The 18,557-nt window shown below is 65.2% G+C and carries 19 protein-coding genes; 8 read left to right on the top strand and 11 right to left on the bottom strand.

The window, feature by feature from the left end:
* Positions 1-16: 16 nt before the first annotated feature.
* The 5 genes from JMJ54_RS08300 to JMJ54_RS08280 all read right to left on the bottom strand — a co-directional run bounded on the left by JMJ54_RS08300 (position 17) and on the right by JMJ54_RS08280 (position 5,336).
* A complete protein-coding gene (locus tag JMJ54_RS08300) occupies positions 17-1,102 on the bottom strand; it encodes an extracellular catalytic domain type 2 short-chain-length polyhydroxyalkanoate depolymerase (protein WP_203537705.1) in 1,086 nt (361 codons plus the stop codon).
* A gap of 198 nt (positions 1,103-1,300) precedes the next feature.
* Positions 1,301-2,161, bottom strand: coding sequence for a class I SAM-dependent methyltransferase (locus tag JMJ54_RS08295; RefSeq protein ID WP_203537704.1), 861 nt, complete (start codon positions 2,159-2,161; stop codon positions 1,301-1,303).
* Positions 2,158-2,757, bottom strand: a complete 600-nt coding sequence (locus tag JMJ54_RS08290) for a histidine phosphatase family protein (protein ID WP_203537703.1) — start codon at positions 2,755-2,757, stop codon at positions 2,158-2,160. Before JMJ54_RS08290 ends, JMJ54_RS08295 begins: the two co-directional genes overlap by 4 nt.
* Positions 2,758-2,859: 102 nt before the next feature.
* Entirely contained in the window at positions 2,860-3,963 is a 1,104-nt protein-coding gene (locus JMJ54_RS08285) for a glycerol dehydrogenase (RefSeq protein WP_203537702.1), read from the bottom strand.
* A gap of 122 nt (positions 3,964-4,085) precedes the next feature.
* Complete coding sequence (locus JMJ54_RS08280) at positions 4,086-5,336, bottom strand: Hsp70 family protein (protein WP_203537701.1); 1,251 nt, start codon at positions 5,334-5,336, stop codon at positions 4,086-4,088.
* A gap of 118 nt (positions 5,337-5,454) precedes the next feature.
* Here JMJ54_RS08280 and JMJ54_RS08275 point away from each other — a divergent pair, with 118 nt between their 5' ends.
* The 3 genes from JMJ54_RS08275 (at position 5,455) to JMJ54_RS08265 (ending at position 7,362) form a co-directional block, all read left to right on the top strand.
* Positions 5,455-5,655, top strand: a complete 201-nt coding sequence (locus tag JMJ54_RS08275; RefSeq protein WP_203537700.1) for a SlyX family protein — start codon at positions 5,455-5,457, stop codon at positions 5,653-5,655.
* Between the two features lie 115 nt (positions 5,656-5,770).
* Complete coding sequence (locus JMJ54_RS08270; protein WP_203537698.1) at positions 5,771-6,109, top strand: hypothetical protein; 339 nt, start codon at positions 5,771-5,773, stop codon at positions 6,107-6,109.
* A gap of 152 nt (positions 6,110-6,261) precedes the next feature.
* The gene (locus JMJ54_RS08265) at positions 6,262-7,362 is read left to right on the top strand and encodes a DUF4268 domain-containing protein (protein ID WP_203537696.1); all 1,101 of its coding nucleotides are present in this window, start codon (positions 6,262-6,264) and stop codon (positions 7,360-7,362) included.
* Between the two features lie 15 nt (positions 7,363-7,377).
* Here JMJ54_RS08265 and JMJ54_RS08260 read toward each other — a convergent pair whose 3' ends face one another.
* Both JMJ54_RS08260 and JMJ54_RS08255 read right to left on the bottom strand, forming a co-directional pair.
* Positions 7,378-8,097 carry an SDR family NAD(P)-dependent oxidoreductase gene (locus JMJ54_RS08260; protein WP_203537694.1) on the bottom strand — a complete coding sequence of 240 codons (720 nt, stop codon included), beginning with the start codon at positions 8,095-8,097 and terminating at the stop codon, positions 7,378-7,380.
* The gene (locus tag JMJ54_RS08255) at positions 8,094-9,362 is read right to left on the bottom strand and encodes a TIGR03862 family flavoprotein (protein WP_238999984.1); all 1,269 of its coding nucleotides are present in this window, start codon (positions 9,360-9,362) and stop codon (positions 8,094-8,096) included. The genes JMJ54_RS08260 and JMJ54_RS08255 overlap by 4 nt, the downstream gene beginning before the upstream one ends.
* A 156-nt stretch (positions 9,363-9,518) precedes the next feature.
* Between JMJ54_RS08255 and JMJ54_RS08250 the strand changes: the two genes are divergently transcribed.
* Both JMJ54_RS08250 and aceK read left to right on the top strand, forming a co-directional pair.
* A complete protein-coding gene (locus JMJ54_RS08250) occupies positions 9,519-9,728 on the top strand; it encodes a hypothetical protein (protein WP_203537692.1) in 210 nt (69 codons plus the stop codon).
* Positions 9,729-9,945: 217 nt separating this feature from the next.
* Positions 9,946-11,760: a bifunctional isocitrate dehydrogenase kinase/phosphatase gene (gene aceK / locus JMJ54_RS08245; RefSeq protein ID WP_203537690.1), complete on the top strand. Its 1,815-nt coding sequence runs from the start codon at positions 9,946-9,948 to the stop codon at positions 11,758-11,760.
* Here aceK and JMJ54_RS08240 read toward each other — a convergent pair.
* Positions 11,745-12,113: a DUF1294 domain-containing protein gene (locus JMJ54_RS08240; RefSeq protein WP_238999983.1), complete on the bottom strand. Its 369-nt coding sequence runs from the start codon at positions 12,111-12,113 to the stop codon at positions 11,745-11,747. The genes aceK and JMJ54_RS08240 overlap by 16 nt on opposite strands.
* A gap of 145 nt (positions 12,114-12,258) precedes the next feature.
* On the opposite strand from JMJ54_RS08240, the gene JMJ54_RS08235 reads away from it, so the two are divergent.
* Positions 12,259-13,275, top strand: a complete 1,017-nt coding sequence (locus tag JMJ54_RS08235; RefSeq protein WP_203537689.1) for a class I SAM-dependent rRNA methyltransferase — start codon at positions 12,259-12,261, stop codon at positions 13,273-13,275.
* Positions 13,276-13,407: 132 nt separating this feature from the next.
* Here JMJ54_RS08235 and JMJ54_RS08230 read toward each other — a convergent pair whose 3' ends face one another.
* The 3 genes from JMJ54_RS08230 to JMJ54_RS08220 form a co-directional block, all read right to left on the bottom strand.
* Positions 13,408-14,145, bottom strand: a complete 738-nt coding sequence (locus tag JMJ54_RS08230) for an alpha/beta hydrolase (protein WP_203537688.1) — start codon at positions 14,143-14,145, stop codon at positions 13,408-13,410.
* Positions 14,146-14,247: 102 nt separating this feature from the next.
* Entirely contained in the window at positions 14,248-14,823 is a 576-nt protein-coding gene (locus JMJ54_RS08225; RefSeq protein WP_203537687.1) for a flavin reductase family protein, read from the bottom strand.
* Positions 14,820-16,445 carry an NAD(P)/FAD-dependent oxidoreductase gene (locus JMJ54_RS08220; RefSeq protein WP_203537686.1) on the bottom strand — a complete coding sequence of 542 codons (1,626 nt, stop codon included), beginning with the start codon at positions 16,443-16,445 and terminating at the stop codon, positions 14,820-14,822. The genes JMJ54_RS08225 and JMJ54_RS08220 overlap by 4 nt, the downstream gene beginning before the upstream one ends.
* Positions 16,446-16,618: 173 nt before the next feature.
* Between JMJ54_RS08220 and chrA the strand changes: the two genes are divergently transcribed.
* Positions 16,619-17,995, top strand: a complete 1,377-nt coding sequence (gene chrA, locus JMJ54_RS08215) for a chromate efflux transporter (RefSeq protein ID WP_203537685.1) — start codon at positions 16,619-16,621, stop codon at positions 17,993-17,995.
* A gap of 56 nt (positions 17,996-18,051) precedes the next feature.
* Complete coding sequence (locus tag JMJ54_RS08210) at positions 18,052-18,543, top strand: M48 metallopeptidase family protein (RefSeq protein WP_203537683.1); 492 nt, start codon at positions 18,052-18,054, stop codon at positions 18,541-18,543.
* The last annotated feature ends 14 nt before the right edge of the window (positions 18,544-18,557 follow it).

Raw genomic sequence — 18,557 nt, 5'->3', positions numbered from 1 at the left:
GTCTTATCTCCCTGACTCAGCCGCCGAGGCGCTTGAGCATGTCGTGGATGGCGCGGATCTGGATCGCGCTGCGCGAGTAGTAGTCGGGGCGCTGCGCATTGGCGCTCGAGTAGCCCCACCAGTCCCAGCAACCTTCCGGGTTCTGGGTGTAGCCGTTGTCGGTCCCTTCGGCCTGCGGGTACAGGATGATGAAGTTGTTGGCGTCGGCCAGCTCGTTGTAGCCGGTGGTGGTGACGTAGCGGTTGCCGTAGGGCGGCGAACTTTGCGTGTCGCGGCGGCCGTTGGTGTACTCGACGTAGTTGTAGCCCTGCTTGCAACCGTGCAGCGCGATATGCACGCGCGCCGGCTCGCCATCCTCGACCGCCTTCGGAATGTAGGCGTAGCCGAAGTCGCTCATGCTGTCGCGCCTTGCCTTCTTGTCGTCGTCGGCGAGGAAGTCGAGGAATTCGCGCTGGTCGAAACGCACCAGCCTGCCGGTCGGACGCTCGACCGCGGGCTTCAGCTTGCCGTGGATATGCTCGAGGATGCGGTGCGACTGTACGAAATCGCCCTGGTTGATATAAGGCGGCTGGTTGGTGCCGAGCGGCGAATCCTCGGGGTTCTGCGTGATGATCGAATGGCCGGCCGGCACGGTGTCGTCGTAATCGATGTGTTCGGCCTTGATGCCCAGCAGCTCGTAAAAGCGCTTGGTCCGCGCCACGGTATCCGAGAAGACCACCTCGTCCTTGCTGCCGGTGAAGATGTAGACCTTGTCGTCGCCCAGATGCTCGACCGGGTCGATTTCGCCGGCGGCGGCGGTCTGGCGTGCCAGCTGGGCCAGATGCTCGGCGTTCGGCGCCGTGTGCGGCACCAGCGGATTCAGGCAGATGTAGAGCGAGTTCTGGATGTAGGCATCCTCGGCCACCGGCGCGGCGCCGGGGAAGGATTCGGCGCAGCGGAACGGCCCGCCGGCAATGATGCCGGCGCCGACAAAGCTGGCCGAATGCGCCAGATGCAGCTGCACGGTCATGAAGGCACCCGACGACAGGCCGGAGACCGAACTCTGTCCCTGTTGCACGTTGTAACGCCCGAGCTTGACTACCTTGGAATCGGTGGCGACCACTTCCCTTCCTCCTGATACGTTCGAAAATGGCGGTCCGGACCGGGCCTGATCGCCGAAATTGTCAATCAACGTAAGAGTGGCGATAGTACATCGTCATTGATTTTTGCAGTGCAGCATGAACCGCGATGCGGCCGAAAGCAGACGAACGGCAGGAAAAGAAAAACCGGCCAGCGGCCGGTTTTGTCGGGGCAAGGCCGTTCAGGCCGTGTAGAAGCGCTCGTGCATTTCCTCGAGCCCCAGCTCGGCCAGTACGGCGTTCAGCCTTTCCGCCGGCTTCTTGCGCGGCAGGTTCTTGTAGCTGGCGACGATCAGCTCGTTCTTCATCGAATGTTCCCAGCCGACGAGTTCGGTTACCGTCACGTGGTAGCCGTGCGCCTCGAGCTGCAGGCAGCGCAGCACGTTGGTGATCTGGCTGCCGAATTCGCGCGTGTGGATCGGGTGGCGCCAGATTTCGGCCAGCGGGCTCTTCAGCGCCTGCTGCTTGTTCTTGCGCAGCACGCTGGCGACTTCGGCCTGGCAGCATGGCACCAGCACGATGTGCTTGGCCTTTTTCTCCAGCGCGAAGCGGATCGCGTCGTCGGTCGCGGTATTGCACGCATGCAGCGCGGTGACGATGTCGATCTGCGCAGGCAGCGCATTCGAGGTGATCGAATCGGCCACCGAGAGATTCAAGAAGCGCATGCCGGGGAAGCCGCAGCGCGCCGCCAGCTCGGTCGAGCGCTCGACCAGCTCCTGTCGGGTCTCGATCCCGTAGATCGTGCCCTGCGGCGCGTTGGCCTTGAAGAACAGGTCGTAAAGGATGAAGCCCAGATACGATTTGCCGGCGCCGTGGTCGACCAGCGACACGTCCGGGTGGTCGGCCTGCACGTCTTTCAGCAGCGGCTCGATGAAGTTGAACAGGTGGTAGACCTGCTTGAGCTTGCGGCGGCTGTCCTGGTTGAGCTTGCCGTCGCGCGTCAGGATGTGCAGCTCCTTCAGCAGCTCGACCGATTGCTCGGGGCGGATGTCGTACTTGTCGCCACCCGACGCGGCGGCGGCCGCCTGTTTGACGGGCTTCATGCCGTCACCCCGGCGCAATCGATCCGCGCCACGTCGCCGCCGTGCAGCCGGTAGAACGCATCCTGCGGCATTTCGCCGGTAAACAGCGCGTCGCCCTGCAGGCCGAGGTAGCGTGCGCGCAGCAGCCGGCCGAACAGGCCGTGCGACACGACGATCAGCTTTTGCGGCAGCGATGCATCGCAGAGGAAAGCATCGATGCGTGCGAGCACTTCATCGAGCTTTTCACCGTTCGGTGAATGGAAGTGCCAGTCCGGCGCGGTTTCCAGCACCGGATGCTGCGCCACCAGATCGGCGCGCAACTGCTGTTCCCAGTCGCCGAAACCGACTTCGATGATGCGCTCGTCGGTCGTCATTGCCGTCGCTGGCAAACCGAGCGCCGCAGCAACGCGTGCGGCACTGGCCTGCGCCCGTGGCAACGGGCTCACCCGCATCGCCCAGCCTTCGGCCGAGCCGAGTTCCGCCCGCAGCGCCTCGCCCATCGCACTGGCCTGTTCCTGGCCGAGCGCGGTCAGCGGCGAATCGCAGCGGCCTTGCAGCCGGCGTACCGTGTTGAATTCGGTCTGGCCGTGGCGGAGCAGGTAAATCGTGCGGGACATGGGCAAATCTCTCAGGCAATCCAGCCGGCGATTATACCCGTGGCCCGCCGCTACCCGCGTGGCATTGCTGCCACGACCGGTGGCGACCGGCCTGCCGGATCCTCAGCAACAGCACGCCTGCCGCGACCGGCCGTAGGCATCGGCGGCGATCATCGCGGCGAGTACCGCATCGGCCGTGATTGCATGCGGCTCGTTGTGGATGGTTTCGCCCGGCGCACATGCGGCTTCAGCGGCACGCCGCAGCTCGGTTTCGGAGACGCCGTCGAGACCGATTTCGGCCAGCGTCGTCGGCAGGCCGACGGCGTCGCAGAAGTCGTAAACCCGGTCGACCAGCGCCGGATCGGCACCGGTCAGCATCAGCGTTGCCAGCGTGCCGAAGGCGACCTTCTCGCCGTGCCAGTATTCGTGCGTCTGTTCGAGCACGGTCAGGCCGTTGTGGATCGCATGCGCGGCGGCGAGACCACCGCTTTCGAAGCCCAGCCCGGACAGCAGCGTATTGGCTTCGACAACCTTTTCCAGCGCCGGCGTCACCACACCGCCTTCGCACGCGGCACGCGCCAGCGGGCCGTATTCGAACAGCGTGTCGAAGCACAGCCGCGCCAGCCCGTGCGCGGTCATCGGCCCCGGTCGGCCGGTCATGTTGCCGGCGCCCCTGATCCGGCACGATTCGGCCTCGAACCACGTTGCCAGCGCGTCGCCCATGCCGGCGACCAGCAGCCGCACCGGCGCCTTGGCGACGATGGCGGTATCGACCAGCACCAGATCCGGGTTGGTCGGCAGCACGAGGTAACGCTTGAATTCGCCCTGCGGCGTGTAGATCACCGACAGCGCGCTGCACGGTGCATCGGTCGAGGCGATCGTCGGCACGATGGCGACGCGCGCCTTCATCGCGAACGCGACGGCTTTGGCGGTATCGAGCATCTTGCCGCCGCCGATGCCGGCGACGACATTGACGCCGAGCGGCCCGGCAATCGCCACCAGCCGTTCGACTTCCTCGTCCGAGCATTCGCCGTTGAACACTTCGAGCCTGGCCTCGACGCCGGCCGCGGCCAGCGTGGCATCAATGCGCTCGCCCAGCTCGCGCGCGGCAAACGGCGCCAGCAGCACCAGCGCCTTGCCGCCAAGGCGGGCCAGCTCGTCGCCGAGCGCATCGAGCGCACCGGCGCCCTGAACGTAACGGGAAGGAAAGATGGCGGTGGTGATCATGGCGCGACCCTCGGGTGGTTGAGTATGCAACTACCCTAAACCGCCCGGCGGCATAACGGCTTGCGCCAGATCAGCCGTCAACCGCTTGCCGCGCGCAGATTTTTACACCTGCTGGCGGGAACTCAGCCGTAGCGCTGTTGCGCCACCACCGCCAGGCCGGCGCCGACGCTGCCGTAGGCATCGCCCTCGACAGTGCGGGCCGCCGGGAACAGCGCCGCCATCGCCGCACGCAAGGCCGGCACGGCCGACGCGCCGCCGGTGAAGAACAGCGTGTCGACATCGCCGACCGCAACGCCGGCCTGGTTCAGCGTCTGCATTGCCGACTGGCCGACGCGGTCGATCTCGTCGGCGATCGCGTCGGCGAAGGTCTGGCGCGACACGTCGCGCACCAGCGCCTCGTCGACTTCGGCCAGATGCAGGGCCACGGTTTCGGCATCGGACAGCGCGATCTTGGTGTCCTCGACCCGCATCGCCAGATGGTGGGCCGATTGCTGGTTGATCACGTGGAACAGCCGGTCGTAGCGCGTCATGTCGGTCACGTCCGGGCCCAGCGCGTGCAGGGTCTGGCGCATCTTGCGCGTGTAGGCGAAGTTGATCGTGTGCCACGTCGCCAGGTGGAAGAACACGCTGCTCGGGAACGCCGCACCGCGCTTCAGCAGGCTGCCGAGGCCCAGCTCCGGCATCACCGTCGCCAGCGACAGGCGCTTGTCGAAATCGGTACCACCGATGTGCACGCCGCCGCTGCCGAGCAGGTCGTCGCTGCGGTCATCCTTACCGCGCCGTTCGGGCGAAAGCCGGATCAGCGAGAAGTCCGACGTACCGCCGCCGATATCGACGACCAGCACCAGCTCTTCGCGCTCGATCCGCTGTTCGTAGTCGTGCGCGGCGGCGATCGGCTCGAACTGGAAGCTCACGTCCTTGAAACCCAGATCGCGGGCGATCTGCGCCAGCGTCGTCTCCGCCTGCGCATCGGCGGCATCGTTGTCGTCGACGAACCGCACCGGCCGGCCCAGCACCACCGCATCGAACTCGTGCCCGGCACCGGCCTGTGCCCGCGTCTTCACCTCACCGATGAAGCGGCCGATCAACTCGCGGAACGCCAGCGTACGGCCGCCAACCTCGGTACCGGCATCGATCAGGCTCGAACCGAGCAGGCTCTTCATCGCCCGCATCAGCCGGCCGTCGTAGCCTTCGAGATACTCGGCCAGCGCCGCGCGGCCGAAGGCCAGCGTGTCGTCCTCGAGATTGAAGAACACCGCCGACGGCAGCGTCACCTTGCCGTCCTCGAGCGGCAGCAGCCGTGCGCCCGCGCCGGTATAAACCGACGCGGTGGAATTGGACGTACCGAAGTCGATGCCACAGGCGTAGGTCATGGGAGTGGCTCGCGAAAAAAGGCCCGCGACAGTACGCCGGTCAGCCCGCAGCGTCAAACAGGCCGGATGGGTGGCGCGCAACGCGCTATGCTTGCGGCCGACTATACGGAACAAAGCCATGGAAGACCGCATCACCGAACTGGAAATCCGCCTTGCCCTGCAGGACGACCTGCTGGACGAGCTGAACCGCGTCGTCGCCCGCCAGCAGCAGGATCTGGAACTGCTGGCGCAGGAGCTGCGCCGCGTGCAGGCACAGTTGCGGACCGGCGACCCGGTCTCGCAAGCCAGCCTGCTCGACGAGATCCCGCCGCATTACTGATCCGGTCCGATCGCCCCGCCTTCGCGCCGGGTTCGCCGCAACGCGCGGATTTGACTGCGCGCAAGGTCCGGCCTTTGCTGCGGCTTAGACTGGGCTTTTACGCCGGAGGCGAATCATGGCCCGCTTTCACATCGTCACACTGATCGGCTCGACCAGCCTCGAAGGCGGCGACCTGCGCGGCGACGACATGCTGCAAACGCTCAAACAGCTGCGCGCCGACCTGTTCGGCCCCGACCGGCCGCTGATCGATTTCCACGGCGACCGCTACGTCGTGCTGTTCGAAGGCGACGACGAACTCGAAGCGCTCGCCTGGGCCGAAGGCCACGGCGTGGTGCTGCACGGCAAGATCGCCAACCGCGCCGACATCTACTCGCTCTACCTTGGCTGGACCGGCCTGATCGACCGCGGCCTCGATGCCCAGCCAGATCCGGGCTGGCGCGTCCCGCAGCGCTGAAGCCCCCACAACGCGCCATCGCTAACGCCTAGTTGACCGATTTTTCCGGCAAAATCGGCAAGACTTTTTTGGCCATTGCTTTAGGGGCCTTGCCCGAGTGACAGCGAACGCCAAGCTGGCGTTGTCGGTCACTACCCCACACAAGGAATACCATGCCGATTTATGAGCTGACCAAGGACACGTTACGTCCAGCGATGGAAACCCAATTTGGCAATGAAGGCCTTTACGAGCGTCAGCACATTCAGCAGCAGCTGAAACGCAATATCGGTGTGTTGGGCGAGGATCTACTGGTCGTAGCCGAAGAATTTGGGGACTGGCTCGACAGCGCACGGCGAATCGACCTGCTCTGCCTTGATCGTGAAGCCAATCTGGTCGTGGTCGAGCTCAAACGCACCGACGACGGTGGGCATATGGAACTGCAAGCCCTACGCTATGCCGCGATGATCTCGGCAATGACTTTCGAGCAACTACTGGAAACTTATGTTGCTCGGAGCCTCCCTCCACTGAGTCTGGAGGACGGCAGGGCACGCATTCTCGACTTTCTGGCTTGGGACGATGTAGCCGAAGACCTGTTCGCCCAGACCACGCGAATCGTGCTGGCATCAGCCGACTTCAGCAAGGAACTGACTACCACGGTGATGTGGCTCAATGACAATTACGGACTCGATATCCGCTGCGTCCGGCTGAAACCCTACAAACTGGACGAGATGCTGCTGCTGGATGTGCAGCAAATCATTCCGTTACCAGAAGCAAGTGCGTTTCAGACACAGATTGGCGTGAAAAAACGTGCAGAACGCCAAGCGCACAGCGAACGACATGATTTGCGCTATCGATTCTGGGAAGAGCTACTCGACCATGCCAAACAGAAAACGGCGCTGCATACAGGGCGAAAGCCGAGCACGGATAACTGGATCAACAGTGGCATCGGTAGAACGGGCTTTGCATTGACCTACTCGGTGACACAACATCAGGGCCGAGTGGAGCTGGATATTGCCTATGGCGCGGGTCTGGCAGCAAAGAACAAAGCTGCGTTCCATGCGCTCAAGGAAAATCAGGCGACCATCGAACGTGTTTTTGGCGAACCGCTCGATTGGCAAGAATTACCTGAACGTGAGAGCTGCCGTATTTGCTTGAAAACAGAGGGGGGCTATCGCTCGCCGCAAAGCCAATGGCCGGACATTCACAAATGTATGGTCGATGCCATGATCAGGCTAGATCGCGCAATGCGACAACATGTTCAAGCGTTGCCATAAGCAACGCAAACATTCTCAGCTGATGACTTCAATGTCATAGCGCGCCCCGCCTTCCGGCCCGCCGGCAATCACACCGGCGACATAGGCCGCCACCGACACCGGCGTGCGCAGCTTGCCGTCTTCCTTGCGGGCGATGAAGCGCGCCACGTCGGCGAAATCGGCTTCGCTCGTGTCGCGGATGTCGGCCTGCATCTGCGTATCCATCACGTCCGGGTCGATACTGATGCAGGTGACCGGGTGTTCGGTGCTGACCTGTTCGACCGCAACGGCGCGGAGCAGATGATCGATCGCCGCCTTACCGGCACAGTACAGCGACCAGCTGCCGTAGCCACGCAGCGCGGCGCCCGACGAGATCTGCACCACGGTCTTCACCGCCGCTACCTGCTGGAAGTGCCGCAGAAACGCTGCAATGACCCGCGCCGCCGTCATCACGTTGACGTTGAGGTTGGCTGCGATCTGGGCGTCGGTCTGCTGCGCCAGCGGCAGCAACGGTGTCAGCATCGCGGCGTTGTTGATCAGCACGATCTCGCCCCACGGCTGACCGGCAAGTTCGGCGAAGCAGGTGTCGAGCGTCGCCAGCGTGGCGTCCGGATCGGCAAAGTCCGCGTACACGTGCGCATAACCCTGGCCGGACCGGGAGAACTCGTGCACGGTCCAGCCTTCGGCCAGGTAATGCGCCACCAGTGCGGCGCCAAGGCCGTACGAGCCGCCGGTGATCAGTGCCAGCCGGTTCATGCTTTTTTCCCCTGCGCGGCCAGCCAGTCGGCAGCACCGAGCCCGGCGGTGCGGCCAGTGGCAAAGCACGCGGTCAGCAGGTAACCGCCGGTCGGCGCTTCCCAGTCGAGCATTTCGCCGGCGCAGAACACGCCGGGTTTGGCCTTGAGCATCAGCCGGCCGTCGAGCGATTCGAAGCGCACGCCGCCGGCGCTGCTGATCGCCTCGTCCAGCGGCCTTGCCGCCAGCAGCGTGACCGGCAGCGCCTTGATCTTGGCCGCCAGCCGGGCCGGATCGGCGAAATCGTCCTTGCTGGTGCATTCGCGCAGCAAGGATGCCTTGGCGCCCTTCAGGTTCAGCCGGCTTTGCAGATGGCTGGCCATCGAGCGTGATCCGCGCGGGTGCGCGACCTCACCCTCGACCTTGGCCTGCGTGAAATCGGGTAGCAGATCAAGATGGATGGTCGCCTCGCCGTGTGCGGCGATCGCGTCGCGGATACGCGCCGAAAAGGCATAGACGAGGTTGCCCTCGATCCCGGTCTGCGTCAGCACGAACTCGCCACGACGGGTTTCGGTTTTTCCGGCTGCGTCGGTGAAGGTCAGTGCAACGCTCTTGATCGGCGTGCCGGCGAACTTCTCCGCCAGCACGGTGCTCCAGCCGGCATCGAAGCCGCAGTTGGCTGGCGCCAGCGGCGCAATCTCGGCGCCGATCTCTTGCAGCCACGGCGCCCATGCGCCGTCCGAGCCGAGCCGTGCCCAGCTGCCGCCGCCGAGCGCCAGCACCGTCGCGTCGGCATCGACCGTGATCGCGCCATGCGGCGTATCGAAAGCCAGTGCGCCGGCGTCGTTCCAGCCGGTCCAGCGGTGGCGGGTATGGAAGACCACGCCGGCCGCGCGCAGCCGCGCCAGCCAAGCGCGCAGCAGCGGTGCGGCCTTCATTTCGGTCGGAAACACCTTGCCGCTCGAACCGACGAAGGTATCGATCCCCAGCCCGGCAATCCACGCGCGCAGCGCATCGGGGCCGAATGCCTCGATCAGCGGCGCCAGCGTATCGCGGCGTTCGGCGTAGCGATCGAGCAGTGCCGGCAGCGGTTCCGAATGGGTGATGTTCATCCCGCCGATCCCGGCCAGCAGGAATTTGCGGCCGAACGACGGCATCGCGTCGTAGACGGCAACGCGGTGGCCGTTTGCTGCCAGTTGTTCGGCGGCCATCAGCCCGGCCGGGCCGCCGCCGATCACGGCAACGTTCGCTGCAGACGCCATCGCGCCCTCCCTTGCTTCGATCATTCCATCTAATCCTTCCATTCTACCTGCCGCGTCAAGCGACCCGCACCGCCGCATCCGGGCATGTCATGCACATATTCACACTCGTTTCTGATTTGAAATTTCCTAAATTCGAGCGTAAATTACGTAGTAACACTACATAAACAAGGAGCAGCCATCATGATCGTATCCAGCCTGTTTGCATTCTTTGCCGGCAAGAACAGCGATATCGTCGTCAACGGTCGCGTCAACCGGATGGCCGATCTGGGCGGTGTCGAACGCATCGACGGTCGCGTGCTGAAGATCAGCGGCGATCGCGCCAGCGTGTGCTGGCCGAAGGGCGTGAAGACCGAGGAAAGCCTGAGCAGCCTCGTGTCGATCGTCGAATAAGGCACGCAGGCAGCAGCCCCTGCTGCTTCGCGCCAGGGCCGGACAACAATCCGGCCTTTTTCACGCCTGATGGAAATGCCCCCGGCAGGGATGGCCCCGATCACCGGCACGCGCCGACACGGCTAATGTCACTGTGTGGCTGCTGCACTGCCACAAAGTGCCGCAGCGCAGCGTCGCTGGCGGTAAAGTGAAGTGTGCCCCTGACGAGTGTGCCACCATGTCCGCCAGCAATGCCGCCCACCTGCAAGCCGTCGAACCGCCGTCAACGCAGCCCGACGACGGCGATCCGGTTCCGGAATTCCGTCAGATCGCCGAGCTGGCCCGCGCCATCCTGGCCGGCTTCAACGCCCACTATCAGCGCTTCCGCACTGCCAGCCGCGCCGCACGGGCACAGTTCGAGGCGGGCGACGTCCGGGCATTGCGCGATGCGGTGCGCGACCGGATCGCCTTTTACGACAGCCGCGTGTTCGAAACGTCCGAGCAGCTGAAACGCGAGTTCGACGCGGAGCACCTTCCCGACGACGTCTGGGCCAGCGTCAAGGCCTACTTCATCGGCCTGCTGGTCAACCACAAGCAGCCCGAACTGGCCGAAACCTTCTTCAACTCGGTCAGCTGCCGCATCCTGCACCGGACCTACTTCCACAACGATTTCATCTTCTACCGGCCGGCGGTATCGACCGAATACATCGAAACCACCGATACGCCGACCTACCGGACCTACTACCCGAAGCGCGCCGACCTGTTCGCCACGCTGGCGACCATCCTGAGCGATTTCGGCTGGCAGTTGCCCTTCGTCGATCTCGACCGCGACATCCGCCGCATCGCCCGCGCGCTGTACCGCCACCTCGGCCATTGGCCCGAACTCGGCTACAACGCACAGATCCAGGTGCTCGGCTCGCCGTTCTTCCGCAACAAGGCCGCCTACATCATCGGCCGCTTCGTCCACGGCGATACCGAAACGCCGTTCGCGCTGCCGCTCTGTCGCAACCGCGACGGCCGGCTGTTCGTCGACGCGGCGCTGTTCGCCCACGACCAGATCCGCTCGCTGTTCTCGCTGTCGCGCGCCTATTTCCTTGTCGACATGGAAGTCCCGTCGGCCTACGTCGGCTTCCTGCACGAGCTGATCCCCGACAAGAGCCGCGCCGAGCTGTACACGATGGTCGGCCTCGGCAAGCAGGGCAAGACGATGTTCTACCGCGAGCTGTTCCACCACCTGCGCCACACCAGCGACCGCTTCGAGATCGCGCCGGGCATCCGCGGCATGGTGATGATCGTGTTCACGCTGCCGTCCTTCCCCTTCGTGTTCAAGCTGATCAAGGACGTGATTCCGCCGCCGAAGGAGGTGAACCGAGAGATCGTCCGCGCCAAATACCTGATGGTGAAACGCCATGACCGGGTCGGGCGGATGGCCGACTCGCTCGAATTCTCGGACGTCGCGTTACCGCGCGACCGCTTCGATCCGGCGCTGATCGACGAATTGCGCACGCTGGCGCCGTCGATGATCGAGGAGGACGGCGACACCATCGTCATCCGCCATCTCTACATCGAATGCCGGATGACCCCGCTGAACGTCTGGCTCGACACTCACGGCGGGGCCGAGCTCGAAGCCAAGGTCCGCGACTACGGCAACGCGCTGCGCGAGCTGGCGATTGCCAACATCTTCCCGGGCGACATGCTGTTCAAGAATTTCGGCGTTACCCGGATGGGCCGGGTCGTGTTCTACGACTACGACGAAATCGAATACATGACCGACTGCGACTTCCGCCGGATTCCGCCGCCGCCGACGCCCGAATTCGAGATGAGCGGCGAGGCCTGGTACACCGGCCACAAGGGCGAGGTCTACCCGGAGGAGTTCGGCACCTTCCTCTTGAACCAGAAACCGGTGCGCGAGGCGTTCATGAAGCACCACGCCGACCTGCTGCAGCCGGCGTTCTGGCAACAGACCAAGGCGCGCATCCAGGCCGGCATCCTCGAGGACTTCTTCCCGTACCCGCAAACGCTCCGGTTTGCACAGCGCTATCGCAAGGCCTGAGCGACGCTGGCCAGCCCCCAGAGCACCAGCAGGTTGAGCAGCGCCGCCAGCAGAAAGATGCGGCGGAAGCCGGGCTTGCCCGTCTTGTGGCGAAACGCCCGCTGGCCCAGCCATGCGCCGGGCCAGCCGCCGGCCAGTGCAAGCATCTGCAGCATCGCTTCGCTCACCCGCCAGCCGCCGGCACGCGCGCGCCACTTGTCGTAGCCGTAGCAGACGAAGGCCACGGTACTGGCGGCAAGCATCACGGCAGCCACCACGACGTGCCGCCACAGCAGCGGCGCCAGCGCGCACAGCAGCAGCAAAACAAGGGCATCGACAAGGTCGAAGCCGCGCGGCGTACGGCGGTGGTTCATGGCATCTGCTCAGAACGGAACCGGCCATGCTAGCGCAGTCGTGAATCTGCGTGGCGGTATCGGACGCCAAGCCTGCTAACATCCGGGTTTGACGCGTGAATCGGCGGCGCAAGCCCCGTCCGCCCCACTCTTTCCGGATCACCCCATGTCCTCAGCCCTGACCGACCTGCTCGCCGCCGCGCTCGACGCCCGCGGCGATCTGATTTCCAAGCTCCACAGCGAGAAAACCGACGCCTACCGGCTGTTCCACGGCAGCGTCGAAGGCGAGCCGGGGCTGACCGTCGACCGCTACGGCGACCTGATCCTCGCGCAAAGCTTCCACGAGCCGCTCGAAGCCGACGAACTCAAGGCGATCGAGACCTTCTACGACCGCCGTTACCCGGGCCTGCCGCTGATCTGGAACGACCGCAGCCAACCCAACTCGCGCGTCGCCAACAAGCTGTCGACCGAGCAGCTGGAGATCGCCACCGAGCCGCGCATCGTGCAGGAAATCGGCGTCAACTACCGCTTCCAGGCGCGTCATGCCGGGCAGGACCCGTGGCTGTTCCTCGACCTGCGCGCCGGCCGCCGCCGCGTGCTGCAGGAAGCCAAGGGCAAGAACGTGCTCAACCTGTTCGCCTACACCTGCGGCATCGGCATCGCCGCGGCCAAGGCCGGCGCCTCGCTGGTCACCAACGTCGATTTCGCCGAATCGAGCCTGCTGGTCGGCAAGGAAAACTCGCGCCTCAACGGCCTCGGCCATACCTTGCGCTACGTGCAGTGCGACGCCTTTGCCGCGCTGCGCCAGTACTCGGGCTTGGGCCAGCCGCGCGTGGTGCGGGGCAAGCGCCTGCCGCCGTTTCCGAAGCTGGAAAAGACCGCGTTCGATCTGGTCTTCCTCGACCCGCCGCGCTACTCGAAGGGCATTTTCGGCGTCGTCGATCTCGTCAACGATTACTCGGCGCTGTTCAAGCCGGCGCTGCTGTCGACGGCCGAGGGCGGGACGCTGGTCTGCTGCAACAACGTCGCCTCGGTCGACCGCGACGCCTGGCTCGACCAGATGCAGCGCAGCGCCAAGAAGGTCGACCGGGTCATTCGCGATGTCGAGTGGATTGCCCCGGAGGCCGACTTCCCGAGCCCGGACGGCAAGCCGCCGCTGAAGATCGCGCTGCTGCGCGTCTGAGGCGCGACTGGCAAAGCCCTACTGGCTACGTACACGCTTGCCTTGTCAGCAACGCTGCGCTGGGCTTTCCCAGCCGCTTCGATAGAAAAAGCCGCCCACAGGGGCGGCTTTTTTTCTGTGGTTTCGACCAGACTACTTCGCCGGCGGCACGTTGGTTTCGAGGAAAGCGACCACTTTCTGCTGGATTGCTGCGCCATCGGCGCTGCCGAAAATGTCGACACCGTGGCCACCGCCTTTCGACACGATCAGCGTGTCTGCAACACCGGCCGTTGCGGCCATGCGTTCGGTATCGGCATGCGAGCCGTCGTACTTCGCGCTGACGAACAGCCTCGGCGCCGCCAGCGCCTTCAGGTCATCGTCCCTGACCACCAGACTGCCGTAGGACGGTGCGATCGACAGCAGCACCACCGCCTGCGGCGAGGCCGCGACCGCCACCGGCACCGTTGCCATTGCACCCATGCTGGCACCGACCAGACCGAAGCGCTGTGCGCCTTGCGTACGCGCATAGGCGATGGCCGCGTTCAGGTCGCTGACATTGCCTGCCGGCCCCTGCTTGCCCTGCGACGCGCCATAACCGCGGAAATCGTAGCTCAGCACCGTATAACCGTCCTTGGCGAGCGCGGCGGCGAAATCCTCCCAGGCGGCCTGATCACGGTTGGACTGGTGCGAGAGGATAATCCACGACCCGCCCTTGCCATAGCGCCGGCCGTCGAGCTTGATGCCGTCATCGGTGGTGAACGACACGGCGGTGAATGCCGGTTTGGGCGCCTCGGCCTGTGCCGGCGCTTTCTGCTTGGGTGCCCTGGCCAGCACCGGGCCGCCAGCGCCGAGCGCCAGCATCAGGGCGATCCACAGTGTGCATGATGTCATCGTCGTCTCCTTGTCGTTGGTGTGTGCCAACGATAGGCAGCCGCGCGCCGGGCCGGTAGAACCGATCCGCAGCGCGACTGTGCGCAATGACAGCCGGAACGGTCAGCCCAGCGTTTCGCCGGCGACGCTGAACATGCCGCCGGCCTCGAAGAACGCGCCGCCGGCCACGTGGTGGATGCTGCCCGGTTGCTCGGGCGCATCCAGCCAGCGGCCGTCGCGGTACACCGCCGGATTGGCCCACGCGGCAACGACTTCGACGATGAACAGGTCGTAGGTCTGCTGGTTGTGCGGCTCCGGGATCACCCGGCACTCGAGCCACGCATGGCAGCCTTCGAGCAGCGGCGCGCCAACCTTGCTGCCGGCAAAGGTCTTGATGCCGTGGCGGGCGAACTTGTCGCCGTCACGGCCCGATTCGTTGCCAAGCGCGTAGGCCAGCGCCGCCTGATCGCGCGTCGGGACCTGCACCACCAGTTCGCCGCTGGCTTCGATCAGCCCGCGCGTATACGTGTGCTTGTCGATGACAACGACGAGCTTGGGTGGATCGAAATCGAGCACGGTGTTCCACGCCGCGGTCATCACGTTGCGGGCGTCGCCGTGGGCGCTGCTGACCAGCACGGTCGGGCCGTGGGTGAGCAGCTTGTAGGCATCCTTCAGTGGCACTTCGACCGGCGCGCTCATGCCTGTGCTCCGGTCATCGCCAGCGCCACCGCTTCGGCAACCTCGATGCCGTCGACGCCGGCCGACAGGATGCCGCCGGCGTAACCGGCGCCTTCGCCGGCCGGGAACAGACCGCGCACGTTCAGGCTCTGGTAGTTTTCTTTGCCGCGGGTGATGCGCAGCGGCGCGCTGGTGCGCGTCTCGACACCGGTCAGCACCGCATCGGCCATCGAGTAACCCTTGATCTGCCGGTCGAACGCCGGAATCGCCTCGCGCATCGCCTCGATCGCGTACGCCGGCAGCGTTTGCGCCAGATCGGTCCACGTCACACCCGGGGTATACGACGGCGTAACCGAACCGGCGTCGGTCGATGCGCGGCCTTCAAGGAAGTCCCCCACCAGCTGCGCCGGCGCGTTGTAGTTGCTGCCGCCGACAACGAAGGCTCTGGCTTCGAGCTGGCGCTGGAATTCGATCCCGGCCAGCACGCCGCCCGGGTAGTCCTTCGGATCGATGCCGACGACAAAGCCCGAGTTGGCATTGCGCTCATTGCGGGAGTACTGGCTCATGCCGTTGGTGACGACACGGCCTTCCTCGCTGGTCGCCGCGACGACGGTACCGCCCGGGCACATGCAGAAGCTGTAGACGGTGCGGCCGTTGCTGGCGTGATGCACCAGCTTGTAGTCGGCGGCGCCGAGTATCGGGTGGCCGGCGGACGGACCGAAGCGCGCGGCGTCGATCACCGATTGCGGGTGTTCGATCCGGAAGCCGACCGAGAACGGCTTGGCCTCCATGAACACGCCGTGACCGTGCAGCATCTCGAAGGTATCGCGCGCGCTGTGGCCGAGCGCCAGCACCACGTGGTCCGACTCGATGGTCGAACCGTCGGCAAGTACGACGCCGCGGATCTGCCGCGGATCGTCCCCTGCCGGTTCGAGGATCAGGTCCTGAACCCGGCTGTTGAAGCGGATCTCGCCGCCGAGCGCGATGATCTTCTCGCGCATCTGTTCGATCATGCTCACCAGCCGGAACGTGCCGATGTGCGGCTTGCTGACGTAGGCGATCTCCTCCGGCGCACCGGCCTCGACGAACTCCTTGATCACCTTGCGGCCGAGGAAGCGCGGATCGCGAATCTGGCTGTAGAGCTTGCCGTCCGAGAACGTACCGGCACCGCCTTCGCCGAACTGCACGTTCGAATCCGGGTTCAGCTCGCGCTTGCGCCACAGTCCCCAGGTGTCCTTGGTGCGCTCGCGCACCGCCTTGCCGCGTTCGAGCACGATGGGCCTGAAGCCCATCTGCGCCAGCACCAGCGCCGCGAACAGGCCGCAAGGGCCGAAGCCGACCACAAGCGGCCGCTTCGGGATATTGGCCGGTGCCTGCGCGACGAAGCGGTAGGCCATGTCCGGCGTCGGCTGAACATTGCGATCATTGGCAAAGCGCTTGAGCAGCGCGGCCTCGTTGCGCACTTCGCAATCGAGCGAGTAGACCTGCAGGATGTTGGCCTTCTTGCGCGCGTCGTACGCCCGCTGGAACACGCTGAAATCGATCAGCTCGGCCGGCTTGATGCCGAGCTTGGCGAGCACGGCAGCGCGCAGTTCATCCTCGGCATGGTTCAGGGGCAGCTTGATTTCGGTGAGTCGCAACATGGCAGGGCGCAGGGACGGCGTAAAACCGGTCATTGTACCGGATGCCCCGCAGGGGCTGGCAGCGCCGCCCGGCGACATCCGCGCAACGATTCACGTCCGGGCGGATGAAGCCGTTGTGCGATGCAACAGCTTGCCATCTATACTTCGGCGCCCGCCGACCAGCCGAGAAACCGATGCACCGCGCCGATCCGACGATCACCGATCCCCCCGCCGCCCCGCCGGTCACCGACCGTCCCGCCGACGTCAGCTTCTGGCAGGCGCTGCTGTTCTGGCTCAAGCTCGGTTTCATCAGCTTCGGCGGCCCGGCCGGGCAAATCGCGATCATGCATCAGGAACTGGTCGAGTGCCGGCGGTGGATTTCCGAGCGGCGCTTCCTGCACGCGCTGAACTACTGCATGGTGCTGCCGGGCCCCGAAGCCCAGCAGCTGGCGACCTACATCGGCTGGCTGATGCACAGGACGCGTGGCGGCATCGTCGCCGGCGCGCTGTTCGTGCTGCCATCATTGCTGATCCTGATCGCGCTGTCCTGGGTCTACATCGCCTTCGGCAAGGTGCCGCTGGTCGCCGGGCTGTTCTACGGCATCAAGCCGGCGGTGACCGCCATCGTGCTGCACGCCGCGCACCGGATCGGCGGCCGGGCGCTGAAGAACCGGACGCTGTGGATCATCGCCGCACTGGCCTTTGTGGCGATCTTCGCGCTCAAGCTGCCGTTTCCTGCGATCGTCGCCGCGGCGGCGCTGATCGGCTACGTCGGCGGGCGGATTTCGCCTTCCACCTTCCGTGCCGGTGGCGGCCATGGCCCGGGCAGCAAGTCCTACGGCCCGGCGCTGATCGACGACGACACCCCGACACCCGCGCATGCCCGCTTCCGCTGGGCCGGGCTGATCCGCGTCGCCCTCGTCGGCGGCCTGCTGTGGGCACTGCCGATGGCGCTGCTGACCGCCGGCTTCGGCTGGGCGCACGCGTACACGCAGATGGGCTGGTTCTTCACCAAAGCCGCGCTGCTGACCTTCGGCGGCGCCTACGCGGTGCTGCCGTATGTGTACCAGGGCGCGGTGAGCCACTACGGCTGGCTGACGCCGGCACAGATGATCGACGGCCTGGCGCTCGGCGAAACCACGCCGGGGCCGCTGATCATGGTCGTCGCCTTTGTCGGTTTTGTCGGCGGCTATGTACAGGCGCACTTCGGCGCCGATCTGGCCTTTGTCGCCGGCGCGTTTGCCGCGACGCTGGTCACCTGGTTCACCTTCCTGCCGTCCTTCGTGTTCATCCTTGCCGGCGGGCCGCTGATCGAATCGACGCACGACGACCTGAAGTTCACCGCACCGCTGACGGCGATCACTGCCGCCGTCGTCGGCGTCATCGTCAATCTGGCGCTGTTCTTCGGTTATCACGTGCTGTGGCCGGCCGGGTTCGAAGGCCGTTTCGACTGGATCTCGGCGCTGATTGCACTTGCAGCGGCGATCGCGCTGTTCCGCTTCAAGCGCAACGTCATCCACGTGATCGCCGCGTGCGCCGTCACCGGTCTGCTGCTGCAGCTCGCCCGCTGAACGCGGCTACATGTTCACCACGGCCGGACGCCACCCGGTCGTGGTTTAATCGGCGCATGGACTTCCCCTACCTCGCCGGCTACCCGGCCCAGCTCGTCGACCAGGTCGGCGCCCTGCTCGACTCGGGCGAGCTCGGCCTCAAGCTCGAACGCAAATACCCGCAACGCAACCCGGTGCAGACCGACCGCGCGCTGTACGACTACGTGACCGAGCGCAAACAGCGCTACCTGAAGAACGCCCCGCCTCTGGCCAAGATCCAGTACGACAACGCGCTGGGGCTACTGGCCGGCACGCTGGGCACCAACACCTTTGCCAGCCGGGTGCAGGGCGGCAAGCTCAAGCGCAAGAACGAAATCCGCGTCGCCACGCTGTTTCGCGACGCGCCGGGCGAATTCCTGTCGATGATCGTCTCGCACGAACTGGCGCATCTGAAGGAGAAGGACCACAACAAGGCCTTCTACCAGCTCTGCTGCCATATGGAGCCGGATTATCACCAGCTGGAATTCGATTTGCGGGTTTGGCTGACGTGGCGGGAGGCGGTGGGATAACTACGCGACAAGCG

Source organism: Jeongeupia naejangsanensis (assembly GCF_016865585.1).
Taxonomy (GTDB): domain Bacteria; phylum Pseudomonadota; class Gammaproteobacteria; order Burkholderiales; family Chitinibacteraceae; genus Jeongeupia; species Jeongeupia naejangsanensis.
The sequence above is the reverse complement of the archived record's forward strand: the minus strand, read 5'-3'. Positions and strand labels throughout refer to the sequence as shown.